This is a genomic window from Marinifilum fragile JCM 15579, from assembly GCF_001310955.1.
Classification (GTDB): domain Bacteria; phylum Bacteroidota; class Bacteroidia; order Bacteroidales; family Marinifilaceae; genus Marinifilum; species Marinifilum fragile.
In genome coordinates, this window is sequence record NZ_BAZX01000003.1 from 150840 (window position 1) to 174837 (window position 23998).

At 35.4% G+C, this 23998-nt stretch carries 20 protein-coding genes; 17 read left to right on the forward strand and 3 right to left on the reverse strand.

Going from position 1 to position 23998, the window contains the following annotated elements; translation table 11 throughout:
- The first annotated feature begins 152 nt into the window (after positions 1-152).
- The 5 genes from JCM15579_RS03910 to JCM15579_RS03930 all read left to right on the forward strand — a co-directional run bounded on the left by JCM15579_RS03910 (position 153) and on the right by JCM15579_RS03930 (position 10393).
- Complete coding sequence (locus tag JCM15579_RS03910; protein ID WP_054716031.1) at positions 153-1340, forward strand: AAA family ATPase; 1188 nt, start codon at positions 153-155, stop codon at positions 1338-1340.
- Between the two features lie 60 nt (positions 1341-1400).
- Positions 1401-4955 carry a pyruvate:ferredoxin (flavodoxin) oxidoreductase gene (gene nifJ / locus JCM15579_RS03915; RefSeq protein WP_054716033.1) on the forward strand — a complete coding sequence of 1185 codons (3555 nt, stop codon included), beginning with the start codon at positions 1401-1403 and terminating at the stop codon, positions 4953-4955.
- 438 nt (positions 4956-5393) lie between these two features.
- Positions 5394-6407: a dihydroorotate dehydrogenase-like protein gene (locus tag JCM15579_RS03920; protein ID WP_054716036.1), complete on the forward strand. Its 1014-nt coding sequence runs from the start codon at positions 5394-5396 to the stop codon at positions 6405-6407.
- A gap of 334 nt (positions 6408-6741) precedes the next feature.
- Positions 6742-9456 (forward strand): pyruvate, phosphate dikinase, encoded by a 2715-nt coding sequence (ppdK, locus tag JCM15579_RS03925; RefSeq protein ID WP_054716039.1) that lies wholly within the window; start codon positions 6742-6744, stop codon positions 9454-9456.
- A 388-nt stretch (positions 9457-9844) separates the two neighbouring features.
- Entirely contained in the window at positions 9845-10393 is a 549-nt protein-coding gene (locus JCM15579_RS03930; RefSeq protein WP_054716041.1) for a PepSY-associated TM helix domain-containing protein, read from the forward strand.
- Positions 10394-10443: 50 nt separating this feature from the next.
- Here JCM15579_RS03930 and JCM15579_RS03935 read toward each other — a convergent pair whose 3' ends face one another.
- A complete protein-coding gene (locus JCM15579_RS03935; protein ID WP_054716044.1) occupies positions 10444-11709 on the reverse strand; it encodes an LVIVD repeat-containing protein in 1266 nt (421 codons plus the stop codon).
- A 157-nt stretch (positions 11710-11866) separates the two neighbouring features.
- Between JCM15579_RS03935 and JCM15579_RS03940 the strand changes: the two genes are divergently transcribed.
- From JCM15579_RS03940 to JCM15579_RS03980, 11 genes are all read left to right on the forward strand, one after another.
- Positions 11867-12640, forward strand: coding sequence for a hypothetical protein (locus tag JCM15579_RS03940; RefSeq protein WP_054716047.1), 774 nt, complete (start codon positions 11867-11869; stop codon positions 12638-12640).
- 91 nt (positions 12641-12731) lie between these two features.
- Positions 12732-13025, forward strand: coding sequence for a hypothetical protein (locus JCM15579_RS03945; RefSeq protein WP_054716050.1), 294 nt, complete (start codon positions 12732-12734; stop codon positions 13023-13025).
- 97 nt (positions 13026-13122) lie between these two features.
- Positions 13123-13545 carry a Holliday junction resolvase RuvX gene (ruvX, locus tag JCM15579_RS03950; protein WP_054716053.1) on the forward strand — a complete coding sequence of 141 codons (423 nt, stop codon included), beginning with the start codon at positions 13123-13125 and terminating at the stop codon, positions 13543-13545.
- A gap of 30 nt (positions 13546-13575) precedes the next feature.
- Positions 13576-14130, forward strand: a complete 555-nt coding sequence (gene def, locus JCM15579_RS03955; protein ID WP_054716056.1) for a peptide deformylase — start codon at positions 13576-13578, stop codon at positions 14128-14130.
- Positions 14131-14305: 175 nt separating this feature from the next.
- Complete coding sequence (locus JCM15579_RS03960; protein ID WP_054716059.1) at positions 14306-15325, forward strand: DUF6588 family protein; 1020 nt, start codon at positions 14306-14308, stop codon at positions 15323-15325.
- Between the two features lie 120 nt (positions 15326-15445).
- Positions 15446-17521: a ComEC/Rec2 family competence protein gene (locus tag JCM15579_RS03965; RefSeq protein WP_054716062.1), complete on the forward strand. Its 2076-nt coding sequence runs from the start codon at positions 15446-15448 to the stop codon at positions 17519-17521.
- A 174-nt stretch (positions 17522-17695) separates the two neighbouring features.
- Positions 17696-18322, forward strand: a complete 627-nt coding sequence (locus JCM15579_RS21290) for an NAD-binding protein (protein ID WP_245625816.1) — start codon at positions 17696-17698, stop codon at positions 18320-18322.
- Between the two features lie 35 nt (positions 18323-18357).
- Positions 18358-18558: a hypothetical protein gene (locus tag JCM15579_RS21295; protein WP_245625817.1), complete on the forward strand. Its 201-nt coding sequence runs from the start codon at positions 18358-18360 to the stop codon at positions 18556-18558.
- Positions 18559-18578: 20 nt separating this feature from the next.
- The gene (locus JCM15579_RS21300; protein WP_245625818.1) at positions 18579-19034 is read left to right on the forward strand and encodes a TrkA C-terminal domain-containing protein; all 456 of its coding nucleotides are present in this window, start codon (positions 18579-18581) and stop codon (positions 19032-19034) included.
- 104 nt (positions 19035-19138) lie between these two features.
- Complete coding sequence (locus JCM15579_RS03975) at positions 19139-20557, forward strand: TrkH family potassium uptake protein (protein WP_054716066.1); 1419 nt, start codon at positions 19139-19141, stop codon at positions 20555-20557.
- A gap of 60 nt (positions 20558-20617) precedes the next feature.
- Positions 20618-22066, forward strand: coding sequence for a TrkH family potassium uptake protein (locus tag JCM15579_RS03980; RefSeq protein ID WP_054716069.1), 1449 nt, complete (start codon positions 20618-20620; stop codon positions 22064-22066).
- Here the strand turns inward: JCM15579_RS03980 and JCM15579_RS03985 are convergent.
- The gene (locus JCM15579_RS03985; protein WP_054716072.1) at positions 22023-22517 is read right to left on the reverse strand and encodes an SRPBCC family protein; all 495 of its coding nucleotides are present in this window, start codon (positions 22515-22517) and stop codon (positions 22023-22025) included. The genes JCM15579_RS03980 and JCM15579_RS03985 overlap by 44 nt on opposite strands.
- A 472-nt stretch (positions 22518-22989) precedes the next feature.
- Here JCM15579_RS03985 and JCM15579_RS03990 point away from each other — a divergent pair, with 472 nt between their 5' ends.
- Positions 22990-23265, forward strand: a complete 276-nt coding sequence (locus JCM15579_RS03990; RefSeq protein WP_054716077.1) for a hypothetical protein — start codon at positions 22990-22992, stop codon at positions 23263-23265.
- Between the two features lie 68 nt (positions 23266-23333).
- Here JCM15579_RS03990 and JCM15579_RS03995 read toward each other — a convergent pair whose 3' ends face one another.
- Complete coding sequence (locus JCM15579_RS03995; RefSeq protein ID WP_054716080.1) at positions 23334-23945, reverse strand: L-threonylcarbamoyladenylate synthase; 612 nt, start codon at positions 23943-23945, stop codon at positions 23334-23336.
- Positions 23946-23998: the final 53 nt, after the last annotated feature.

The following is a 23998-nucleotide window of genomic DNA, read 5'->3' on the forward strand; positions in this document are numbered from 1 at the left end:
TTATCGAATGATTAGCAATATCAAGGGAAAGCTGTTGTGCGGCATGTTATTTTAAATAAGTATAAATTGCAAAAAACAAACACTTTTGTAATCTCGAGATTACAAAATTAAGCTTTAATTCTCTACATTTGCGATGTAAATTTCGAAAAAGTATGAACACCTTACTACAGACACATAATAGTTTGTTGAAAAACAAAAAGAGTAATATTCGTCGCCAATTGGCTGATCAAATTGATTGGTCGCAACGATTAATTGCTATAAAAGGTGCCCGAGGTGTAGGTAAAACAACCTTCCTGTTAGACTATGTTCGAGAAAATTGTGCGAACGATAAATCATGTCTTTATATAAACATGAACAATTTGTTCTTTACAGAAAGAGGACTGGTTTCGTTTGTAGATGAATTTTATAAAAAAGGTGGTAAGTTGTTACTTTTGGATCAGATTCATAAATATCCTGATTGGGCAAAAGACTTAAGAACTTGCTACGAGCAATGTGGTGATTTAAAAATTATATTTACGGCTTCTTCAATCTTAAGAGTAAAGACAAACGAAGAGCTTAAAGATATTGTGAATGTGTACTACCTAAATGGATTATCATTCCGAGAATTTTTAAATCACGAAACTGGGAACAAATTTAAGAGCTATTCTTTAGAGGAGATTATCGAAAATCATGAGGAGATTGTCGATGAAATTCTTGAGAAAGTAAGACCTCTGGCTTATTTTAATGATTATTTGCGTTACGGATATTATCCATGTTATCAGGAAGAGAAAAGTTTCATTGATAATTTGTTGAAAATTATCAACCTGATGTTGGAATTTGATATTACGTATTTGAACCAAATAGAATTAAAATATCTGCCAAAGCTAAAGAAACTACTTTATATCATTTCGAGTAATGTGCCATTTCAGCCTAACGTAAGCAAGTTGGCTAACGATGTGGAAACATCACGAGCTACTATTATGAATTATTTGCGATATCTGAAAAATGCAAGATTAATTCGTTTGCTTAACTCGAAGGATAGCTATAAAGATTCATCTAAAAAGCCTAATAAGGTATATTTACACAATACCAATTTACTGTATGCCATATCTCCTGAGAATATTGATCAGGACAATTTGCGTGAAACCTTTTTTTACAACCAGGTAGCACCAACAAGACTTTTTACAAGTACAGATATGGGACACTTTTTAGTGGATGACAAATACAATTTTAAGATTACAGGTAATACAAATATGTCTGAGTCTAATATTAGAACCGAAGATTTATTTGAAGCTGCTGATATGATCGAACGCGGCGAAGGAAATAAAATTCCTTTGTGGTTGTTCGGTTTTTTATATTAGAGAATTAAATAACAGAAATAAATTAAACTACCATTAATTAAAATTAATTGGAGGAGTAAAATGGCAAGAGAAAAAAAATTCATTACCTGCGATGGTAATGCTGCTGCCGCTCACGTAGCATATATGTTTAGTGAGGTATCTTGTATTTACCCAATCACACCTTCTTCGCCTATGGCTGAGAATGTTGATGAGTGGGCTGCACAAGGTCGTAAAAACATTTTTGGCGAAACTGTTCGTCTAGTTGAAATGCAATCAGAAGCTGGTGCTGCAGGTGCAGTTCATGGTTCTTTGCAAGCTGGTGCATTAACAACTACTTATACTGCATCTCAGGGATTATTGTTGATGATTCCTAACATGTATAAGATCTCTGGAGAGTTATTACCATGTGTATTCCATGTAAGTGCTCGTGCATTGGCTGCTCAGGCACTTTCTATTTTTGGTGATCACTCAGATGTTTATTCTGCAAGACAAACTGGTTTTGCTATGTTGGCATCAGGATCTGTACAGGAAGTAATGGACCTTTCAGCAGTTGCTCACCTTACTGCAATTAAGTCTCGCGTTCCTTTTATCAACTTCTTCGATGGATTCCGTACTTCACACGAAATTCAAAAAGTTGAAGCTGTTGATGCAGACGATATGAAAGAATTGGTAGATATGGAAGCTCTTCAAGAATTCCGTAGCCGTGCTTTGAATCCAGAATCTCCAGTAACTAGAGGTACTGCTCAAAACCCAGATATCTACTTCCAGTCTCGCGAGGCTGCAAACCCATTCTACGAAAAAGTACCTGAAATCGTAGAAGGTTATATGAACGAAATTACCAAGTTAACTGGTAGAGAATACAAGCCATTCGTTTACTATGGTGCTGAAGATGCAGAAAACATCATCATCGCTATGGGATCTGTAACAGAAACTATCAAAGAGGTTATCGATTACAAGATTGCAAATGGTGAAAAAGTTGGTATGGTTGGTGTACACCTATATCGTCCATTCTCAGCTAAGCATTTCTTAAGTGTTGTTCCAGAATCTGTAAAGAGAATTTGTGTTCTTGACAGAACTAAGGAGCCAGGCGCTAATGGTGATCCAATGTATCTTGACGTAAGAGAAGTATTCTACGGAAAAGAAAATGCTCCTATTGTAGTTGGTGGTCGTTACGGATTAGGTTCTAAAGATGTTACTCCATCTCAAATTATTGCTGTTTACAAGAACTTAGCAATGAACGAACCTAAAAACCAATTCACTTTAGGTATTGTTGATGATGTTACCTTCAAATCTCTTCCTTTGGAAGCTGAGTTGAAAGTAAACTCTGAAAAATTATACGAAGCTAAATTCTATGGATTAGGTTCTGATGGTACTGTAGGTGCTAACAAGAACTCAATCAAGATTATTGGTGGATCAACTGATAAGTATTGTCAAGCTTATTTTGCTTACGATTCTAAAAAATCAGGTGGTTTTACTGCTTCTCACCTTCGTTTCGGCGATGATCCAATCCGTTCTACTTACCTTGTGACTACTCCTGACTTTGTAGCATGTCACGTTCCTGCATACGTATACTTATACGATGTATTGAAAGGATTGAAAAAAGGTGGTTCATTCTTGTTGAACTCTATCTATGATGTTGAAGAGACTAAGAAGCACTTACCTGATCACATGAAGAAGTACATTGCTGAAAATGATATTAAATTCTATATCATCAATGGTACTAAATTAGGTGAAGAGTTAGGTCTTGGTACAAGAACCAACACCATTATGCAGGCTGCATTCTTCAAAATTACTGGTGTAATTCCATTCGAATTGGCAGTAGAAGAAATGAAGAAAGCAATTGTGAAGTCATATGGTAACAAAGGTGAAAAAGTTGTTAACATGAACTTCTCGGCTGTTGATGCTGGTGGTGAAAATGTAATTGAAGTTGAAGTTCCTGCTGAATGGAAAAACATCGAAGCAGAAGGATTCAAGACTGAATCAACAGGTCGTCCTGAGTTCGTAGCTAATGTTTGTGATCCTATGAACGCTCAAACTGGTGATGATCTTCCAGTATCTGCATTTAAGGGTAGAGAAGATGGTACTTTCCCAGCTGGTACTACTAAATATGAAAAACGTGGTATCGCGGTTAGTGTTCCTGAATGGAAAGAAGAAACTTGTATTCAGTGTAACCAGTGTGCTTACGTTTGTCCTCACGCTGCTATCCGTCCATTCTTGTTGACAGAAGAAGAAGTAGCTGCAGCTCCTGCAGGAACTGCTGTTAAGCCAGCTACAGGTAAAGATCTTAAAGGGTTAAGCTTCCGTATTCAGGTTGCTCCTCTAGATTGTACAGGTTGTGGTAACTGTGTTGATGTTTGTCCAGCTCCTAAAGCTAAGGCTCTTGAAATGAAGCACCTTGAAACTCAGGATGCTGAGAAAGAGAGATGGCACTATATGGATGAAAAGGTAGGATACAAAGAACTTCTTCCTAAGAACAATGTGAAGAACTCACAGTTCGCTCAGCCATTATTCGAGTTCTCTGGAGCTTGTGCTGGTTGTGGTGAAACTCCATACATCAAATTAATCACTCAATTGTACGGTGAAAGAATGATTGTAGCTAATGCTACTGGTTGTTCTTCTATCTACGGTGGTTCTGCTCCATCTACTCCATATTGTAAGAACAATAAGAGCGGTAAAGGTCCAGCTTGGGCTAACTCTTTATTTGAAGACAACGCAGAGTATGGTTATGGTATGGCAGAGGGTGTTAACAAAATGCGTGCTCGTATTGCTCAACGCATGGAAGAGAACATGGATGCTGTTAACGATGCAACTAAAGCTGCATTTGCTGAATGGTTAGAAGGTAAAGACAATGCTGAAGCTTCAGAGCTTGCTTCTCCAAAAGTTGAAGCTGCTTTAGCTAATGAAAATCACGAAGTTGCTAAAGAAATCTTGAGCTTGAAGCAATACCTAGTTAAGAAGTCTATCTGGATCTTCGGTGGTGACGGTTGGGCTTATGATATAGGTTTCGGTGGTCTTGACCATGTATTGGCTTCTGGTGAAGATGTAAATGTATTGGTAATGGATACTGAGATTTACTCTAACACAGGTGGACAGGCTTCTAAATCAACTCCAGTTGGTGCTGTAGCTAAATTTGCTGCTGCTGGTAAGCGTATCAGAAAGAAAGACCTTGGTATGATTGCAATGTCTTACGGATATGTTTATGTAGCTCAGGTAGCAATGGGTGCAAACCAGGCTCAGTACTACAAAGCATTGAAAGAAGCTGAAGCTTACCCAGGACCATCATTGATTATTGCATATTCTCCTTGTATTTCTCACGGATTGAAAGCATCTATGGGTAAATCACAAGCTGAAGAGAAAAAAGCTGTTGAAGCTGGATACTGGCACTTGTATCGTAACAACCCAATGTTAGAAGCAGAAGGTAAAAACCCATTTGTTCTTGATTCAAAAGAACCTAAGTGGGAAAACTTCCAGGATTTCTTAATGGGTGAGGTACGTTATACTTCTCTACAGAAATCATTCCCAGAAGAAGCTAAGGAATTATTCGTAGCTGCTGAAGAGAATGCGAAGTGGAGATATAAAGCTTACAAGCGTCAAGCTTCATTAGATTATTCTGAAGAAGAAAAAGAACTTGCATAAGTTTTTGATCTAATAATATCATGAGGGGCTCTTTATTAAGAGCCCCTTTTTTTGAATTATTGCTAATATGACAGCTTAGTAAAGTTTAGCATCCTAACTGTTTTGTATAAAATGGGAGAGTAATATCTAAAAATACCGTACCCAAGATGGATGATTGTGTCTAATTGATGATTTGAGAACTAAAAGTATACGATAATTGTTATGAATTTATAGATCCTAAAGCATAGCTCCGGATCGGAAAGGCAGAATTGTAAGTTGGTGGATCTTACTATTCTGCCTTTCTCAGAAAAAAAATATAAGACTTGCATGTCTTGTATTTAAAGGATTTTATGTAATTTATTGTGATATTCAGATGGTTGAAAATGAAAATAGAGTTGAAATTATCAAGTTCATTTCTTAAATTTATTAGTACCCAATAAATTTTTAATCCAAAATCATATGGCAAATTTAAATGTTGAATTCATGGGATTAAATTTAAAAAATCCCATTATAGTAGGGGCTTGTACCCTATCAGCTACCGTTGAGGGAGCTAAAGATCTTGAAGAAGCAGGTGCTGCAGCAATTGTTTATAAATCTCTATTTGAAGAGCAAATCATTATGGAACGAGCTCAGCTTTCTGATGAATTGGACGAATATGCACATCGAAATGCCGAAATGACTTCACTATTTCCTGCGTTAGAACATGCAGGACCTAAAGCTCACTTGCTTAAACTTAAGGAGGTAAAGGAAAATGTCAATATTCCTGTAATTGCCAGTTTAAATTGCTTGTACGATGTTACTTGGTTTGAGTATGCTAAAGAGTTAGAAGATGTGGGAGTGGATGCCTTAGAGCTAAACTTTTATCAAATGCCATTTGATGGTACAAAAACTGCAGAGCAAATGGAAGAGGAAAAAGTTAAAATTGTAAAGACTCTAAAAGAAAGACTTTCTATTCCATTTTCAATTAAATTGTGTCCATACTACACCAATATTTTGAATTTTGTCCAAAGGCTAGATGAGGCAGGTGCTTCGGCTTTCATTTTATTCAATCGTCTTTTCCAGCCAGAAATAGATATTGAAACGGAAGCTCATGTTACCAATTTTAATTTGAGCAATCCAGGAGATTTTAAACTTGGCTTAAGATATATTGGTCTTACTCATGGAAAAGTTAAAGGAGATTTGTGTGGAGCTAATGGAATTTATGGAGCTGCTGATGTGCTGCAAATGATTCTAAGCGGAGCCAACGCAGTTCAAATGGTTAGCTCTTTATACAAAAACACACCAATGATTATTGAAAAAGTACTGTTTGAAATTAAAGAGTGGATGGATCAAAAAGGATACAAGTCTGTTGATGAATTTAGAGGCAAATTGTCAGATAAAGAATTAAAAGCATCGGATGTTTATTATAGAGCTCAATATCTTGATTTCCTTTTGCATCCTGAAGAAGTTATTAATAAAAATCTGATGAGATAAAATACTAATATTATAAACATAAAAGCCTGTCTGAGAACAGGCTTTTATTGTGAAATATATGTATTAAAAAAAGATGTTTAATTTTTCGCAAACGTTTGAAAAAGAAAAGTGTACGTACTCTAAAAAAATCTATACAAAAGCAACTTAAATGAGGGAATTATATTTTTAAAATTAAAAAAAGAAAACTACTTTTGTGTGCGTGTTTTTGTGTGACAAAAATCATGCTTAATCCCTTTAAATTTATTGTTTTAAATAAATAGAAGCTAATAATATAATTGTTGTTAAGGATCCTGTTGTTTGGGACTTTAACGTTTAAAACTAAAAAGCGATAATTATGAGTACTAAGTACGTTTATACTTTTGGTGACGGTAAGGCCGAAGGTAAAGCAGACATGAAAAATCTGCTTGGAGGAAAAGGTGCTAACCTTGCAGAAATGAACCTAATCGGTGTTCCTGTGCCAGCAGGTTTCACTATCACTACTGAAGTTTGTACTGAATACAACAAGCAAGGAAAAGAAGCTGTTGTAGAAATGATTAAAGGTCAAGTTGAAGCTGCTGTTGCTGAAACTGAAAAAGCAATGAACGCTAAGTTTGACTCTAAAGGTGAAGCTTTCCCATTGTTGTTATCTGTTCGTTCAGGTGCTCGTGTATCTATGCCAGGTATGATGAACACTGTATTGAACTTGGGTATGAACGACGAAACAGTGAAGTTGATTGCTGAGAAATCAGGTAACGAACACTTCGCTTACGATTCATATCGTCGTTTCATCCAAATGTATGGTGATGTAGTAATGGGCGTTGAAGCTGAAGCTGGTGAGCACTGTCCTTTCGAGCAAGTTCTTGACAAAGTTAAAGAAGCTAACGGTTACGCTGCTGATAACGAAATGTCAGTAGAAGATCTTAAAGGTGTTGTAGAAGAATTTAAAGCAGTTGTTAGAGCTAAAGCTGGAAAAGATTTCCCAACTAATCCATGGGATCAGCTTTGGGGTGCTGTTTGCGCTGTATTTGATTCATGGAACACTGAACGTGCTATCCTTTACCGTCGTATGGAGAATATTCCAGAGGAGTGGGGTACTGCAGTAAACGTTCAGGCTATGGTATATGGTAACATGGGTGAAACTTCTGCTACAGGTGTATGTTTCTCTCGTGATGCTGCAACAGGTGAAGACTTGTTCAACGGTGAGTACTTGATCAACGCACAAGGTGAAGACGTTGTTGCTGGTGTTCGTACTCCACAAGAAATTACTTTGATCGGTTCTCAAAGATGGGCTGAGCGTAACGGTACTTCTGAAGAAGATCGTAAAGCTAACTTCCCTTCATTGGAAGAAGCTATGCCAGAGATCTACAAAGAATTAGATGCTGTTCAGCAAAAACTTGAAGATCACTATAAAGATATGCAGGATATGGAGTTCACCATTCAGGATGGTAAACTTTGGATGTTGCAAACTCGTAACGGTAAGCGTACTGCTGCTGCTATGGTTAAGATTGCTGTTGATATGATGGAGCAAGGTTACTTCGATGCGAAGACTGCTTTATTACGTCAGGAGCCAAACAAATTGGATGAGCTTCTTCACCCAGTATTTGATACTGCTGCTCTTGCTGCTGCAAAAGAACTTTCTAAAGGTCTTCCTGCATCTCCAGGTGCTGCTACAGGTCAGATCGTATTCTCAGCTGAGGATGCTGAAACTTGGGCTGCTGATGGTAAGAAAGTAATCCTTGTTCGTCGTGAGACTTCTCCAGAAGACTTGAAAGGTATGAACGCTGCTGTTGGTATCTTGACTGAGCGTGGTGGTATGACTTCTCATGCAGCTGTAGTAGCTCGTGGTATGGGTAAATGTTGTATCTCTTCAGCTGCAGGATTAGTAGTTTCTGGTAAAACAATGACTATTAATGGTGTTGCTTACAACGAAGGTGATTTCATCTCATTGAACGGTTCTACTGGTGTTGTTTACGAAGGAGAAGTTGCTACAATCAACCCTTCTTTGGATGGTGATTTCGGTAAGATCATGGATCTTGCAGAAGCTAACACTCGTATGTATGTTAGAACTAACGCTGATACTCCAGCTGATGCTGAAACTGCTCGTAACTTCGGTGCTAAAGGTATTGGTCTTTGTCGTACTGAGCACATGTTCTTCGAAGGAGATCGTATCTGGAAGATGCGTGAAATGATTCTTGCTGAAGATCTTGAAGGTCGTAAAGAAGCATTGGCTAAATTATTACCTATCCAGCGTGAAGACTTCTACGGAATTTTGAAAGCTATGGACGGATTCGGTGTAACTATTCGTTTACTAGATCCACCATTGCACGAGTTTACTCCAAACGATGAAGCTTCTCAGAAAGAAATGGCTGAAAAACTTGGTGTTGACGTGAAGGTTGTTACTGAAAAAGTAGAGTCTCTACACGAATTCAACCCAATGTTGGGTCACAGAGGTTGTCGTCTAGGTAACACTTACCCAGAGATTACTGAAATGCAGGCTCGCGCTATCATCGAAGCTGCTTGTGACTTGAAGAAAGAAGGATTCGATCCAAAACCAGAAATCATGGTTCCATTGATCGGTACTGTTAAAGAGTTGAAGATGCAGGAAGAAATCATCCGTTCAACTGCTGATGTAGTATTCGAAGAAAAAGGAATTAAAGTTGATTACATGGTAGGTACTATGATCGAGATTCCTCGTGCTGCTTTAACTGCTGACGAAGTTGCTGAAGTTGCTGAATTCTTCTCATTCGGTACTAATGACTTAACTCAGATGACTTTCGGATACTCTCGTGATGATGCTGGTAAATTCTTACCTATCTACATTGAGAAAGGTATCTTGAAGCAAGATCCATTCCAGGCTCTTGATCAAACTGGTGTTGGTCAGTTGGTTGAAATGGGTGCACAAAAAGGTCGTGCAACTCGTTCTGATCTTAAATTAGGTATCTGTGGTGAGCACGGTGGTGAGCCATCATCAGTTGAGTTCTGTCATAGAACTGGATTGGATTACGTTTCATGTTCTCCTTTCCGTGTGCCAATCGCACGCCTATCTGCTGCTCAAGCAAACTTGAAGTAATCCGATAGAAATATCGATTCAATATAGAAGGCTACCTCAATTGGGGTAGCCTTTTTTGTTTCTATGCTTTTATTGAGTTGAAGAGTACCAGTACTCAACACCTAAGAGTACATGCACTCAATGTCTCAAAGTGCATGCAGTTGTTGTCTCAAAGTATATGCAGTTGTCGTCTCAAAGTTTTGGTGAATGTACTTTACAGTGTTTAAATGGAAGTTTGCCAGTCTAGGTGGCAAAAATGAAATAATCCAATATTAAATCGATTAAAGAATAGAAAATAATCTGGTAATGAACCTAATTTCCAAATTAAAAATCACTAATACATATGATTTAGAATAGAGTAGTTTTTTCTTTCTTTGTAGCCATAAAAATTTATTAAAGGATTTAGAATATGAACTGGAATCTGAAACTTCGAAATTGGCACAGAGATTTCTCTTACTTTTATGTTGGACTATTAATGGCATTTTCAATTTCTGGAATTGCTTTGAATCATCGTCACTCCTGGGATCCGCGTGACTATGTATACGATGCGGTGGATGTAAAATTTGATTTACCCAAAGATAAAAATGCTATTTCGGATGAGTTTTTTCAAAAGGCTCTAAAAACTCAAGGCATTGAGCTAAAATTGAATGGCACAGCGTGGAGAAGAGGTGGATATAATCTCTATTTCGATAATGCTTATGCATACATCAATCCGTTTACAGGAGAAGGTCAGATTGAAAGTTTCAGAACACGTCCAATCTTAGGACAAATGGTCGATTTACACAAATCGGCAAGTGATGCTTGGGTTTGGTATTCAGATATTTTCGCCATTTGTGTACTGCTGATCTGTATTACTGGATTGGTCATTACCAAAGGAAGGAATGGCTTTAAAAAAAGAGGTTGGAAATTGGCTCTACTTGGTGTAATTATTCCTTCTGTTTTATGGTTTTTCCTATAAAAAGAAATTACAACAAAGGCTGCTTCGTAAGAGGCAGCCTTTGTTGATTCTTATTCATCGCTTTTAATTTTTATGGAGCTAAGCAATTGAATGTTGTTAATGTCAGTATAATCGTATTGAAGTAATCCTTCCGGAGAAATTACTACCAGGATATTTCCCAATGGAATTACATCGTAAGGAGTCAAATCCGTAAATGTGCTTAGGTGATTTGCGGCAATGTTTAATGGATCAGATTTGTTGTAGATTTTTAAACCTGCTGTCCCATCGCATACAAAAAGTAAGTCACCATCAATTCCTACTCCATATGGATTTGTCATTGAATACGATTTTAGAAGACTTGGAGTGCTTAAATCGCTAATGTCAACAACATCAAGCTGACTTGTATTTTGACCACACCAATTTCCTGCACGAAGCGTTATGTAGGCATAATTATCCTCAACTACTACAGGATCACAACTCATAAAATGAGAATATTCCGATACATATTCGGGTGCAAATGGATTGCTGATATTGTAAATATACATTCCCTGGTTAGCACCAAAGAAAAGGTGATTGTTGTGTGCAAAAACTGTTTCAATTCCCCATCCTAAATTTAAACTTCCACTAAACATTGCTTCGTTTGTGTTTGCTATGTCATAGATATTTAAAGCATATGATGATTTTAGGGTATATAAGGTATTACCCTGGATCATGAATCGAGCCATGGAACCAGCTTTGCCAATGTTTGAACCATCGACTTTAGAACTGGCTTCAGCCGCTGAATTCGTCATGTAATCGTACATTGGGTAATATCTTGGTGCCTGGTATTTTTCGCTGGTACGTTTTACTTCCCAACCAACTACAATGCCTTTTTTAGGATCAATATCACCATATCTGTAATTATTGTTTGTCGGAGGCAAACTGTAAAAGAATACATCGTCAAATCGTTTGCTTTCTGTTACCTGATCGATATTGCTGATATCAATAACAACCAAATCGGTATACGAATCGGCATAAAGCATATCGTCCTTTATTGCCATATCAATATTTCCGGGAATGGTAATAAACTTTTCTGTAATGGGATTGGAAGGATCTGAGTTATTGATTACATGGATGCCCTGGAATTTTTCATTTACCAATATATAATCTCCATAGAAATATATTTTTCCTGTTTCTTCCATACTTCTTGAGATTTCCGATTTTACTGCATTTTTAAAATCTGCAGTACTCATATACACTGGTTCATTAATGGTATACTCATGAGAAATGTCGTCATCGCAAGAAAAGAAGCAGACACCTATGAATAGTATCAATGAAGTTTTGATTATTGTTTTCATATGAATTGCATTTTAGGATTAGATTTTAACTTTTTCAACCTAACCTATAGATGCATTCGGATCATATAGGTTGCGTGTAAGTTTTTGAAAGTTAATTTGTAGTGCGACGCAACCAAATTTGATTTGTTCCATCAAAAGAGAAACAATATGAAGAATTATGAAGACTATAAGCCCATTATTAAAACCGATCCTTTTGCTTGTGTTTGGTATTTTACTAACCACTCAGGTAAGTGCACAAAAAAGAATTGATGTTGTCCAACTCAAGAATGGCAATGTATTAAAAGGAACTATTGTAAGACAGGTTCCTGGAAAATTTCTTGAATTGAAAACACTGGATAAAAATTTCTGGAAATTTGATATGGAAGACATTGCTGAAATAAGATACGAAAGAAAAAGATTGCCAAAGTTTAAACAAGACAGTCTTACCATTAGAAATCAAAAAGTTTTTGTAGATGCTAAATTTGGAGTTTTACTTGGCAGTAATGGGAATGAAAACGAGGCTCCTTTTAGTTTGATGTGTTCGGCAAATTACCTCTTTAAAAATGGCCTGTCATTGGGAGGTGGAATTGGTTTAGAAACCTTTGAAGAAACCCAAATTCCTTTATTCACGGATATTCGCTACCATCATAAAGTTAAAGGATTAAATACGTATCTGTTTTGTCAGTCAGGTTATTCTTTTGCACTCGAAAATAGGGAAAATACAAATTATTACTACAACAATGGTGAAGAGATGGACAACAAAGGTGCCTGGTTAATAAATCCGGGAATAGGTATTGTTTTTAGTGGAAAAGGAAGTACAAGTTTTAGTCTGGGATTGGGGTATCGATACCAGAAAAACAAACTCACATGGTATAATGATTACACCGATGATAAAGAGATTTTACGGGAGGAATTTAATCGCCTGAGCATTCATTTGGGAATATTATTCTAAAAATATTGTCTCATATACGAGTTGTTTAAGTAATTATTCTTACTTTCAAAATCAGGAGTTTTCCTGATTTTTTGTTTAAACAAGAACTGATATGACTATTCAAATTGGGCGTTTTTCGTTTCGAGGACCTTTTTCAAATTTGGATGAGATTAAAAATCGTCCAGGTCTATATATTCTTCATAGGAATGAAATCGATATAGTTCCAGTAATTATTGGCCAAACGGCTTTACTAAATGCAAACATAGCAGATGAAATTAAAGCGCATGAGTTGAATTTGGGAAAAGATTGTTATGTTTCAGTTTACAACACCTTTTGTGCACTTCAATTAGACAGAGAAGAGATGATAAAGGAGATCTATGAAATTTTTCACTTGGATTCTAATTAACTTACCATTCTAAAAACCACCCAAAATTAGCCAAGCAGATAAAAGTCTGAATGGATTTTATATCTTTGCAATTCAAAATTAGTATAAATAATATCTGTTGGCACGAATATTAGCAATTGATTACGGAAGAAAGAGAGTTGGCTTAGCGGTTACAGATCCTATGCAAATAATAGCAAATGGATTGGATACTGTTGCAGCCAAAGATTTGCTTGACTACCTGGAAAAATATATGGCAAGTGAAGAAGTTGAACTTTTTGTGGTAGGATATCCAAAGCAGTTGAATAATGAGGATAGCGAATCAATGAAATATTTGAAACCATTTTTAGGGAAATTAAAGAAAAAATTTCCAGATACCCCTATAGAAATGGTTGATGAGCGATTTACTTCAAAGATAGCATTTCAAACAATGATTGATGGTGGCTTAAAAAAGAAGCAACGTCAGGATAAAGCTATGATTGATAAAGTGAGTGCCACGATAATTTTACAATCTTACATGGAAACCAAACGAAACCTGTTTTAGATTGTTTGTAGAGTAAATAAGAGTATAAAAATGATATTACCGATTACGATTTATGGCCATCCTGTTTTAAGAAAGGTTGCCAAAGATATTGACAAGGATTATCCTGATTTGGAAAAATTCAAAGCAGATATGTGGCAAACCATGTATTTCGCTGATGGAGTTGGTCTAGCAGCTCCACAAGTAGGACGATCGATTAGAATGTTTGTGATTGACTGCTCAACTTTTGCTGAAGAAGAACCTGAATTGGAAGGTTTTAAAAAGATGTTCATCAATCCAAAAATAACAGAACGTACTGGAGAAGAATGGACCATGTCGGAAGGATGTTTGAGTATTCCTGGTTTAAATGAAGATGTGAAGCGTCCGGAAACTATTAAAATTGAATACTACGATGAAAATTGGGAATTTCATGAAGAAGAGTATTCGGGTTATGCTGCCAGAGTTATTCAACATGAGTATGATCATCTGGAAGGAATCATGTTTACCGATCATTGTGCTCCAATTAAAAAGCGACTTTTAAGAGGAAAACTTGCCGGAATCTCAAAAGGAAAGTTTAAAGCAAAATATAAATTTACACTTCCAAGATAATATATTACCCTACCAATTCGGTAGGGTTTTTTAATGTTCATACGGATTAATTGGTAGACTTATATCAGTTCTTATAAACTAACGAATTGTGATATTATTAATAATATTTAAACAATTTTTACATTGTTCCGTAATAGCAGATATTGTTTATGCCACTAATTAAAATCTATATACTATGAAAAAATTAATTCTACTACTTATTTTATTTGCGCCATTTTTGGGTAAATCGCAGGATATTGAACAGTTTCTATTAGCAGGGACCGAGGATGCTTCGAAGTTGACTGAAAAATATGTGAATCCTGTATCGAAAGGCTTTATGTATGGATTGAACAATGGTTGGTATTCAACGGCCAGAACCCACAAAAAGTTAGGTTTCGATATTACTTTGGTAGCTAATTTGGCCAAAGTTCCAAGCAAGGATGAAGCATTTCAATTTATAGAAAGTGATTATTCAAACATTACTTTGGTAAATGGATCTTCAAAAATTCAAACCTTGATGGGAGGAGAAAACAATACAACTCTTCAAGCGAGAATAAAAACTGATATGGGAGAAGTTAAGTTGACTGATTTTGTTATGCCAGATGGTATTGGTGATGATTTGCCAATGAATGCTGTTCCTACTGCAACGCTGCAAGTTGGTATTGGTATTCCAGGAATCAATTCCGATTTAAAAGTAAGGTACTTACCTAAAGTAGGATCTTCCGATTTAGAGGTGGGAATGTTTGGTATTGGTCTTCAGAAGAGTTTGTCAAAAATGTTGAAGATTGATAAAACTCCAGTTGATATTTCTGCACTAATTGCATATACTCGTTTAACTTCGGAATATGACATTCAGGAAGATTCAGGATTAAATGGTTCGGGACAAAAGATGGAATTCAAAACCAATGCATATACATTTCAGGCGATTGCATCGGTAAACTTAAAGTTGATTGAATTTTATGGTGCAGTTGGTTACAACACAGCAAAAATGGATGTGGATATCAAAGGCTCATATGATTTGGAATATACATTGGAAGGAACAGGAGCAACTGTAAAAGAAACTGTTGTAGATCCAGTATCCGTTGATTTTGATGCAAGCGGTGTTCGTGCAACTCTTGGTACTAGATTAAATCTTGGCTTCTTTAAGATATTTGGTGATTATACCATTCAGGAATACAATACAATTACAGGAGGTATTGCATTTAGCTTCAGATAAAGAAAGTTAGTGAGCGCAATTGCTCTGTATAATAAATAGATAAGTCCTTGCTTTTTTTAGCAAGGACTTTTTTTTTCGAGTAGGAATTCTTAAATTCAATTAACCATAAAATGTGTTTGCATGGATTTACGGGAATTACTACGACAATATCCTTTTTTGCGAATTCTATTTTTTCTGATAATTGGAATTTTTATAGCCGAATCGCTTGAAATATCTAATAAGTTGGCTCTTATTCTGATTTCCTTTGGTTTTGTTTTAATGATTTTGTTTGTGTTGATACCACAACTGAAGAAATCATACAAATTGCGACCTTTTTTCGGTTTAATAGTGCTTGTCCTGTTTACTTGTTTAGGAGTTTTTAGAACCCAAGTAGTTAAGGAAAGTATGTTTTTGAGTGAGATGGATTCATGCGAAGCTTATCAGTTGAGATTAATTGAAAATCCGATTGAGAAGGCAAATACTTTTTCGTGTGTTGCAAGAATTACAGAATCTGTTAATAAGAACAGGACTATTAAAGAGACTGCCAATATCATTTTATACTTTAAAAAGGATAGTTTAGTAAACCCGTTGAATGTTGGAGATCGATTGTTAATCAACTCTAAGGTGGAGCGTGTTAAAAATGCAGGAAATCCTAACGAATTTGACTACTCGGGATATTTAAAAACGCGTCACATCTTATATACCTCCTATGTAAGTCCCACAAATTGGATTAAACTGCCAACAGATCATCGAATGAATGTCCGCACGTTGGCTTGGAAGTGGCGAGATCAACTTTTGCAAATATATCGTGATAACGGAATTAAAAATGAAAGTTTCGATATTTTGGCAGCTCTTACCTTGGGATACAAAACAAGCCTCGATCCCGAAGTGCGAAAAGCTTGGGCAGATGCTGGAGCTATGCATGTTTTAGCAGTATCGGGACTACACGTAGGAATCATTTATTTGATCATGAGTTATCTATTGGGTTTCTTGCTAAAAATAAAATATGGGCGGTGGATTCGTAGTTTACTTCTTTTAATCATTCTTTGGCTGTATGCCTTGATAACAGGATTATCGCCTTCAGTAATGAGGGCAGCTTGCATGTTTAGCTTCATTGTTGTTGGTGAAGCAATGAGACGAAAAGGAGGAGTTTTTAATTCTCTTGCTGCGTCGGCTTTTTTTCTATTGTTCTATAATCCTTACTTGTTATTCACGGTGGGATTTCAATTTTCATACTTGGCAGTTGTAGGAATCGTATTCTTTCAACCCAAATTTGATAAGTTGCTTTTTGTCCGAAATCCTATTTTGAATAAGTTATGGCAATTAACAACTGTGGCATTAGCTGCACAAATTGCAACCTTTCCTTTAACAATTTATTATTTCAATCAATTTCCTTCTTATTTTCTATTATCGGGTTATGTGGTAATCTTAATGGCGGGTATACTAATTTACCTATCCGCCTTATTGCTGATATTGTCCCAGGTTGAAATACTTTCAAATATACTGGGATGGATACTTCAACATCTAATTAAAATATTAAACCAAATTATTGTTTGGATACATGAACTGCCAGCAGCCGTTATTCATTCCATTAGCTTTTCTTCATTTCAGGTTTTATTGATGTATGCTTTAATCATCAATTTGGTTTTTGTTGTGGTTTTAAGAAGAAAAATGGCTGTTTACAGTTTTTTGATTTTACTTGTCTTTTTTCAGATACCAGAACTTTTAAATCATTTTCGACCTAAAAAACAGGAGTTGATTGTTTTTAACGCTGGGGGGAATTCCTTAATTGGATTTAGGAGTGGTAATCAAGTAAGTTATCTGTGCGATAAAAATATGGAAATGTCGAAGCAGAAGTTCTTGGCTAATAATTATCAAATTCAAAATCACCTTGATAAACTCCAAACAGACACAATACAAGAAGTAGATTTTTGGGAATTTGCTGGAAGTAAAATTCTAATTATCCAAAGGTATAATGACTTATCGGTTGAGCTTTTTAATCATCTCCATCCTGATATTGTTTTGATGAGGAAATCAGCGTTGAAAAAGGCAGAAAAATTAATGAAACATCAGATCAATTGTACAATTGTGGTTGATGGATCTGTATATAAAAATGATTTACAACGATTACAAAATACTAAGGTAGATAGTTTGGATAAACTATTTGTTATAATGGATAAAGGAGCTTTTATTGTTGATTTGTCCTTGTATAAATAGTATTGGTGTACAAAAATATAATATTCAATTAATGCTTTTGATTTTAAATTCTGATTTGGTAATTTAGAGAGATTGGCTTTTTAATTTTTTTTAACGATTTATTATCGAATTTGCTCGATATTGTGTTAATTTGCCTCGAATTTTTCCAAAAATATTAGTTAACGGAATAAAGATATGAAGATTGTTATTGCCGGTGCAGGAGCTGTTGGAACTCATTTGGCGAAGATGTTAAGTCATCAGGATCATGATATAATTTTATTGGATCAGGATGAAGAAAAATTGAAAGAAGTTGATTCTCATTTGGATTTATTAACCATTGTGGGATCTAGTTCTTCGTTGAAGGATTTAAAGGAAGCGAGCGTTAAAAAGGCAGATTTATTTATTGCAGTAACGCAATCGGAAACTACAAATATTACTTCAACAATTCTTGCCAAGAAATTAGGAGCAATAAAAACAATTGCACGTATCGACAATCAAGAGTATTTAACTCCTGAAAACAAAGAATACCTGCAAAGTTTAGGAATCGATGAATTGATTTATCCTGAAAAACTAGCTGCAAAAGAGGTAATAAGCTATTTATCTCGTTCTGGTACTCGTCAGATGTATGAATTTTCAGGCGGAAAACTTTTGTTATACGGAATCAAAATCAGCAGTAAGTCTATTATAATGGATAAAACCATGGCCGAAGTGGCTCAAATGACTAGTGATGTTGACTTTCGTGCTGTAGCAATTAAACGTGAGGATGCAACTATTATCCTAGAGGTCATAATAGATTCTCTAGGGGAGATTTGGTTTTCGTAGTAAGTAAGCCTGAGAGTATCGAAAAAGTAATGCTCTTGGCGGGAAAACAAAAGTACGAAGTGAAGAATGCCATGATTCTTGGAGGTAGCAGAATAGGACAAAAGACTGCTATGGAGTTGGGCCGAAAAATGAATCTGAAACTTTTGGAAATTGACAAGGAAAAAAGTTTAAAACTAGCCGATAGTTTACAAGATACCTTGGTGATTAATGGCGATGGCGTGATAAAGAATTGCTAAAAGAAGAAGGGATTCATAAAATGGATGCATTTGTCGCAGTAACGGGAAACTCAGAAACCAATATTCTAGCCTGTTTGCTTGCTAAGAAAATGGGTGTTCGAAGAACCATTGCCGAAGTTGAAAACATCGATTATATAGATCTTGCCGATAATATTGGAGTGGGAACCATGATTAACAAAAAACTTCTTGCAGCAAGTTATATTTATCGTTTCACCATGGATGCTGATGTTCAGCATTGCAAATGGCTTACAGTTTCAGATGCTGAGGTAATGGAGCTTACCGCAAAAGAAGGATCTAAAATAACCAAAGCTGAATTAAAAGATTTAGATTTTCCAAATGATGCCAATATTGGAGGAATCATTCGCGATGATGAAAGTATTATTGCAACAGGAGACACTCAAATTATGGCTAATGATAAAGTGGTTGTATTTACTTTACCTTCAGCCATCAAAAAAGTAGAGAAATTTTTTAAATAGGATATTAAAAGAGCTTGTACAAGCTCTTTCTTTGTTAATAACTCATCGTCTTGTAGATAAGGGTTTTTCTTGGAGCTATGAATTTAAAATATGTTTTTTATTTAATGTCAGTGTTAGCTCTAATTGAATCAGTCTTTATGATTCTTTGTGCACTGATGGCATTTTTCTATTGTGAAGGAGATTTGGGATGTTTCCTGAAATCAGCTATTATTACAATTGCTGTAGGAGGAATTCTTTTTCTGATAACAAAAAACCACAAAACAGAAATTCACAAACGAGAAGCTTTTCTTGTGGTAAGTTTGGTTTGGGTGTTTTTTTCGATTTTTGGAGCACTACCATATTGGATTGGATCGTATGTTCCTTCGTATACCAATGCTTTTTTTGAAACCATATCAGGCTTTACTACTACAGGAGCATCGGTAATTAGTGATATAGAATCATTACCACATGGTATCTTGTTTTGGAGATCGCTTACTCACCTTTTAGGGGGAATGGGAATTTTGGTTTTAACCGTTGCAATTTTACCAATTTTTGGATTTGGTGGAATGGCTATGTTTAATGCTGAAGCAGCAGGAGTTACTGTTGATAAACTCCACCCACGAATTAAGGAAACAGCCAAAAGATTGTGGGGGATTTACATGCTTTTAATTGCTTTGGAAATCATCTTCCTGATGTTAGGAGACATGGGATTATTTGATGCAGTTTGTCATTCTTTTGGAACATTGGCTTCTGGAGGTTTTTCTACAAAGAATGATAGTATTATGGGGTATTCCACATACATTCAATATGTAATTATCTTTTTTATGTTTTTGGCTGGCGTGAATTTTACGCTTCATTACTTTGCGATAAAAGGAAATTTGAAGAAGGTGATTCAAAATCAGGAATTTAAAGTTTATTTTGGCTTAATTCTGCTGATAACAGCAATCATTACCTTAACCTTAACACTCAAAAATCACTTACCTTTGGAACATTCTTTTCGCGATGCACTTTTTCAGGTAGTATCTGTGATTACCAGTACAGGTTTTGTTAGTGCTGATTATACGGCTTGGCCTTCTTATCTGTGGATGCTGATTTTTGGTTTAATGTTTACAGGGGCTTGTGTTGGATCTACTTCAGGTGGAGTAAAAATTCTTCGTCATTTGCTTTTGTTTAAAAATAGCTTTTTGGAGTTTAAAAGGATGATTCATCCCTCAGCAGTGATACCTGTTCGATATAATAATGAGGCAATTGGAAAGGATATTATATTTAAAATACAAGCTTTCGTAGTATTGTATTTTATCATTTTCTTTGCAAGTACCATCGTACTGGCATTTTTAGGATTAGATTTCATATCAGCCATGGGAGCAGTTGCAACTACAATGGGGGGAATAGGTCCTGGTTTAGGAAAAGTAGGGCCAGTGGACAACTTTGCTATGCTACCGAATGCAGCAAAATGGGTACTTTCGTTTTTAATGTTGCTAGGACGTTTAGAGTTATTTACCTTATTAATTATATTTGTTCCTGCTTTTTGGAAGAATCGATAAGGAAATTTTTATAACAAGTAATTGTCATTTATCTTTAGCTAAAATCTCATCCTAAATTCTGTGATTAAATTTAAGGTTATATTAAATATACTAGGGAAGCTTTTGGTTGGCGAAAGTTTCTTTCTTTTCATTTCATTATTGGTTTCATTAATCTATCAGGAAAATGACACCACAGCTTTTTTAAAATCGGGATTAGTAACCTTTTCAGTAGGAATATTTAGTTATTTATCGTCGAAAGGAGTAAAAAAAGATTTAGGTAAGAGAGAAGGGTATATTATTGTAAGCTTAGTTTGGGTTGTTTTTTCAATGTTTGGATGTTTGCCCTATTTATTTAGCGGTGCAATATCTTCTGTAACTGATGCATTTTTTGAGACAATGTCTGGTTTTACCACTACAGGGTCTTCCATATTGAACAATATTGAGGAATTGCCTCATGGCATTCTGTTTTGGAGATCGCTTACTCAATGGATGGGTGGTATGGGAATTATCGTTATGTTTCTTGCCATTCTGCCAACTTTAGGTATTGGAGGACGCGAGTTATTTGCAGCTGAAGTTCCAGGACCTACACCAGACAAGCTTACTCCACGAATTAAAGAAACAGCAAGAAACCTTTGGGGATTGTATATCTTTTTTACTGCATTGGAAACAATTCTATTGTATGTGGGTGGAATGAGTTTTTTTGATGCCATAAATCACTCATTAACAACAATGGCTACAGGTGGATATTCTACAAAACAGGCAAGTGTAGGATTTTATACATCACCATATATCCAGTATACAATTATCTTTTTCATGTTTGTAGCGGGTACCAACTTTACACTTTCATATGGAATGATAACAGGGCGTTTTACCAAGGTTTTCAGAGATGAGGAGTTTAGGTTTTACACCTTTGTTGTATTGTTTTTTGCCTTTATAATAACTCTTGGATTAATTGCAGCAGGTAATGTGACTGGGGAGCAAGCATTTAGAGATGCACTGTTTACTGTAGTTTCTATTATTACAACAACTGGTTATGCAACGGCAGATTATCTGCTTTGGTCACCATTTTTGGGCATGCTAATTTTCGTTTTATTCTTTGTTGGCGGATCAGCAGGCTCAACAGGTGGAGGAGTTAAGGTGGTTCGTATTTTATTGCTTTTTAAAAATAGTTTTTACGAACTAAAAAGATTGGTCCATCCGAATGCTGTAATTCCTATTCGGTACAATTCAAAAGTTGTTGATCAAAGAACTGTTACTAACATTTTGGCCTTCTTTGTCTTCTATATTCTGATATTTATGATGTCGGCAGTTTTAATGTCATTTTGGACTCCTGATATTTATTCGGCATTTAGTGCTGTAGCTACAACTTTAGGCAATATTGGACCAGGTTTTGGAGAAATTGGTCCAATGGAAAATTTCCATCAATTACCAGATTTGGCAAAATGGTTTCTTTCTTTCCTAATGATGTTGGGAAGATTAGAATTGTTTACGGTGCTGGTGTTATTTTCTCCTTCATTTTGGAAACATTAAACCTCAGATCTAAAACTTTTCTTCGATATTCGAATATTTCATTCAGCTTCGATTTTATAAATAGCTTATTGGCAATGGCTCCTAAAAATCCTAAAGGAGGTTGATACGATATGATATCTTTCATGATAACTCCATCGGGCAATGGTTCAATGATGTGTTGGTGGTGCCATATGGAATAGGGTCCAACACGTTGTTCGTCTACAAAATAACAGTTATCACGAACCTGAGTAATTTCTGTTACCCAAGTGGTTTTAATGCCTAAAACCGGACTTACTTTGTAACAAATGATCATTCCCGGATACATTTTTCTCTCTATTAAATCAGAAGTTATATCGAAACCCATGTATTTGGGCGTAATTTCTTTTAGATTGATTGGTGACGAAATAAATTCCCAAAGCTCTTCGATACTTGTGTGTAGTATTTGTTCTTTATAAAACTGATAAAATGGCATAAAGTAAAATTTTTGGCTAATAACTGTTTGTGTTCTGTATTGATGCAGTTAAGCATAAACAATTGGGTAAAATAAAAAGTTCTTTGTGAACCCAAGTTTAAAAAAATACTTTCTTTAGAATAGATTAATATTCCAATAATTAAAACATTTTGAGCAGGAAAAAGTTCATAGAATGATTAATAAAAATTGGATTATTGCACATAGTTAGAAGCTCTACTTTGTTATCGTAAAGTTTGAGAAGAGTAGTTTTTGGGATTCTGAGATAAAAATGATGTGAGAAAATGTGGGATCAATTATTTGTTGGTGTAAAAACTTATAGGAAGTTGTAAATCAAGGAGTATTTTTCTTTTGTCATAAAAAAGTAAATATTAATCATGAAAATATAACATTTTAAAGGCTGTCTCGTAAACAATGTCGTTATATTTACAGAACAAAATTTTCTAGACATTTTAAACAATCTTTAATTTAACTCATGGAACATATAGAAAAGTATAATCACTTAATTGAAAAAGAAATAGAGAAATACAAAAAAGAGTCAAATAAGGTATTAACAAAATTTGAAAAAAGTTTTAGTAAGGGAAAAATGGTGGTAACTCATCATTTTGAAAATGTGGCAACCGAATTGATACGTTTGGTAAAAACTGATTTTGAGAATGCTGGATATTACCCTGAATTTATTGGGAATAGACCAGGTGGACATATCGTTTTACGTGTAAGCTTACTAAAATCTTCGGGAAAAGTTGCATAGTCTCATAGGTTTGTATAAAAAATGCCGACAATGTTATTCTTGTCGGCATTTTTGCTTTTTATATCAAATCAAAAAATAAGCTCTCCAATTCCAGGTCTGATAATTTCAAATTCTCCGTTTGTACAATCTATGATTGTTGATGCGGTATTGTTTCCGTATCCTCCATCAATTATCAAGTCGACATCTTTTTTATATTTTTCGTCGATTAATTCAGGATCTGTAGTATACTCGATTACTTCATCAGGATCGTGAATGGAAGTAGTCATGATAGGATTACCTAATTCTTCTACAATTCGCAATGGAATATAATGATCAGGAACTCTAATGCCTACCGTTTTCTTCTTACTTTTAAATAATTTTGGAACATTATTACTAGCTGGAAGAATAAATGTGAAGGCTCCCGGTAAGTTTTTCTTCATTATTTTAAAAGAAGAATTATCAACTTTTGCGTACTCTGATAAATTACTTAAGCTATTACAGATAAGAGAAAAATTACCTTTCTCTGCGGTAGTTCCTTTTAATTTAGCTATTCGCTGTATTGCCTTGTTGTTAGTGATATCACATCCAATGGCATATACAGTATCTGTGGGATAAATAATTATTCCACCATCTTTAAGTACTTCAACTATTTGCCGAAACTCCCTGTGATTGGGATTGTCGGGATACAATTTTAAGAGCATTTTGTAGTGGTTAAGGGTTATTTCGGGGTTTAAAGATATAAGTTTCTATTTAT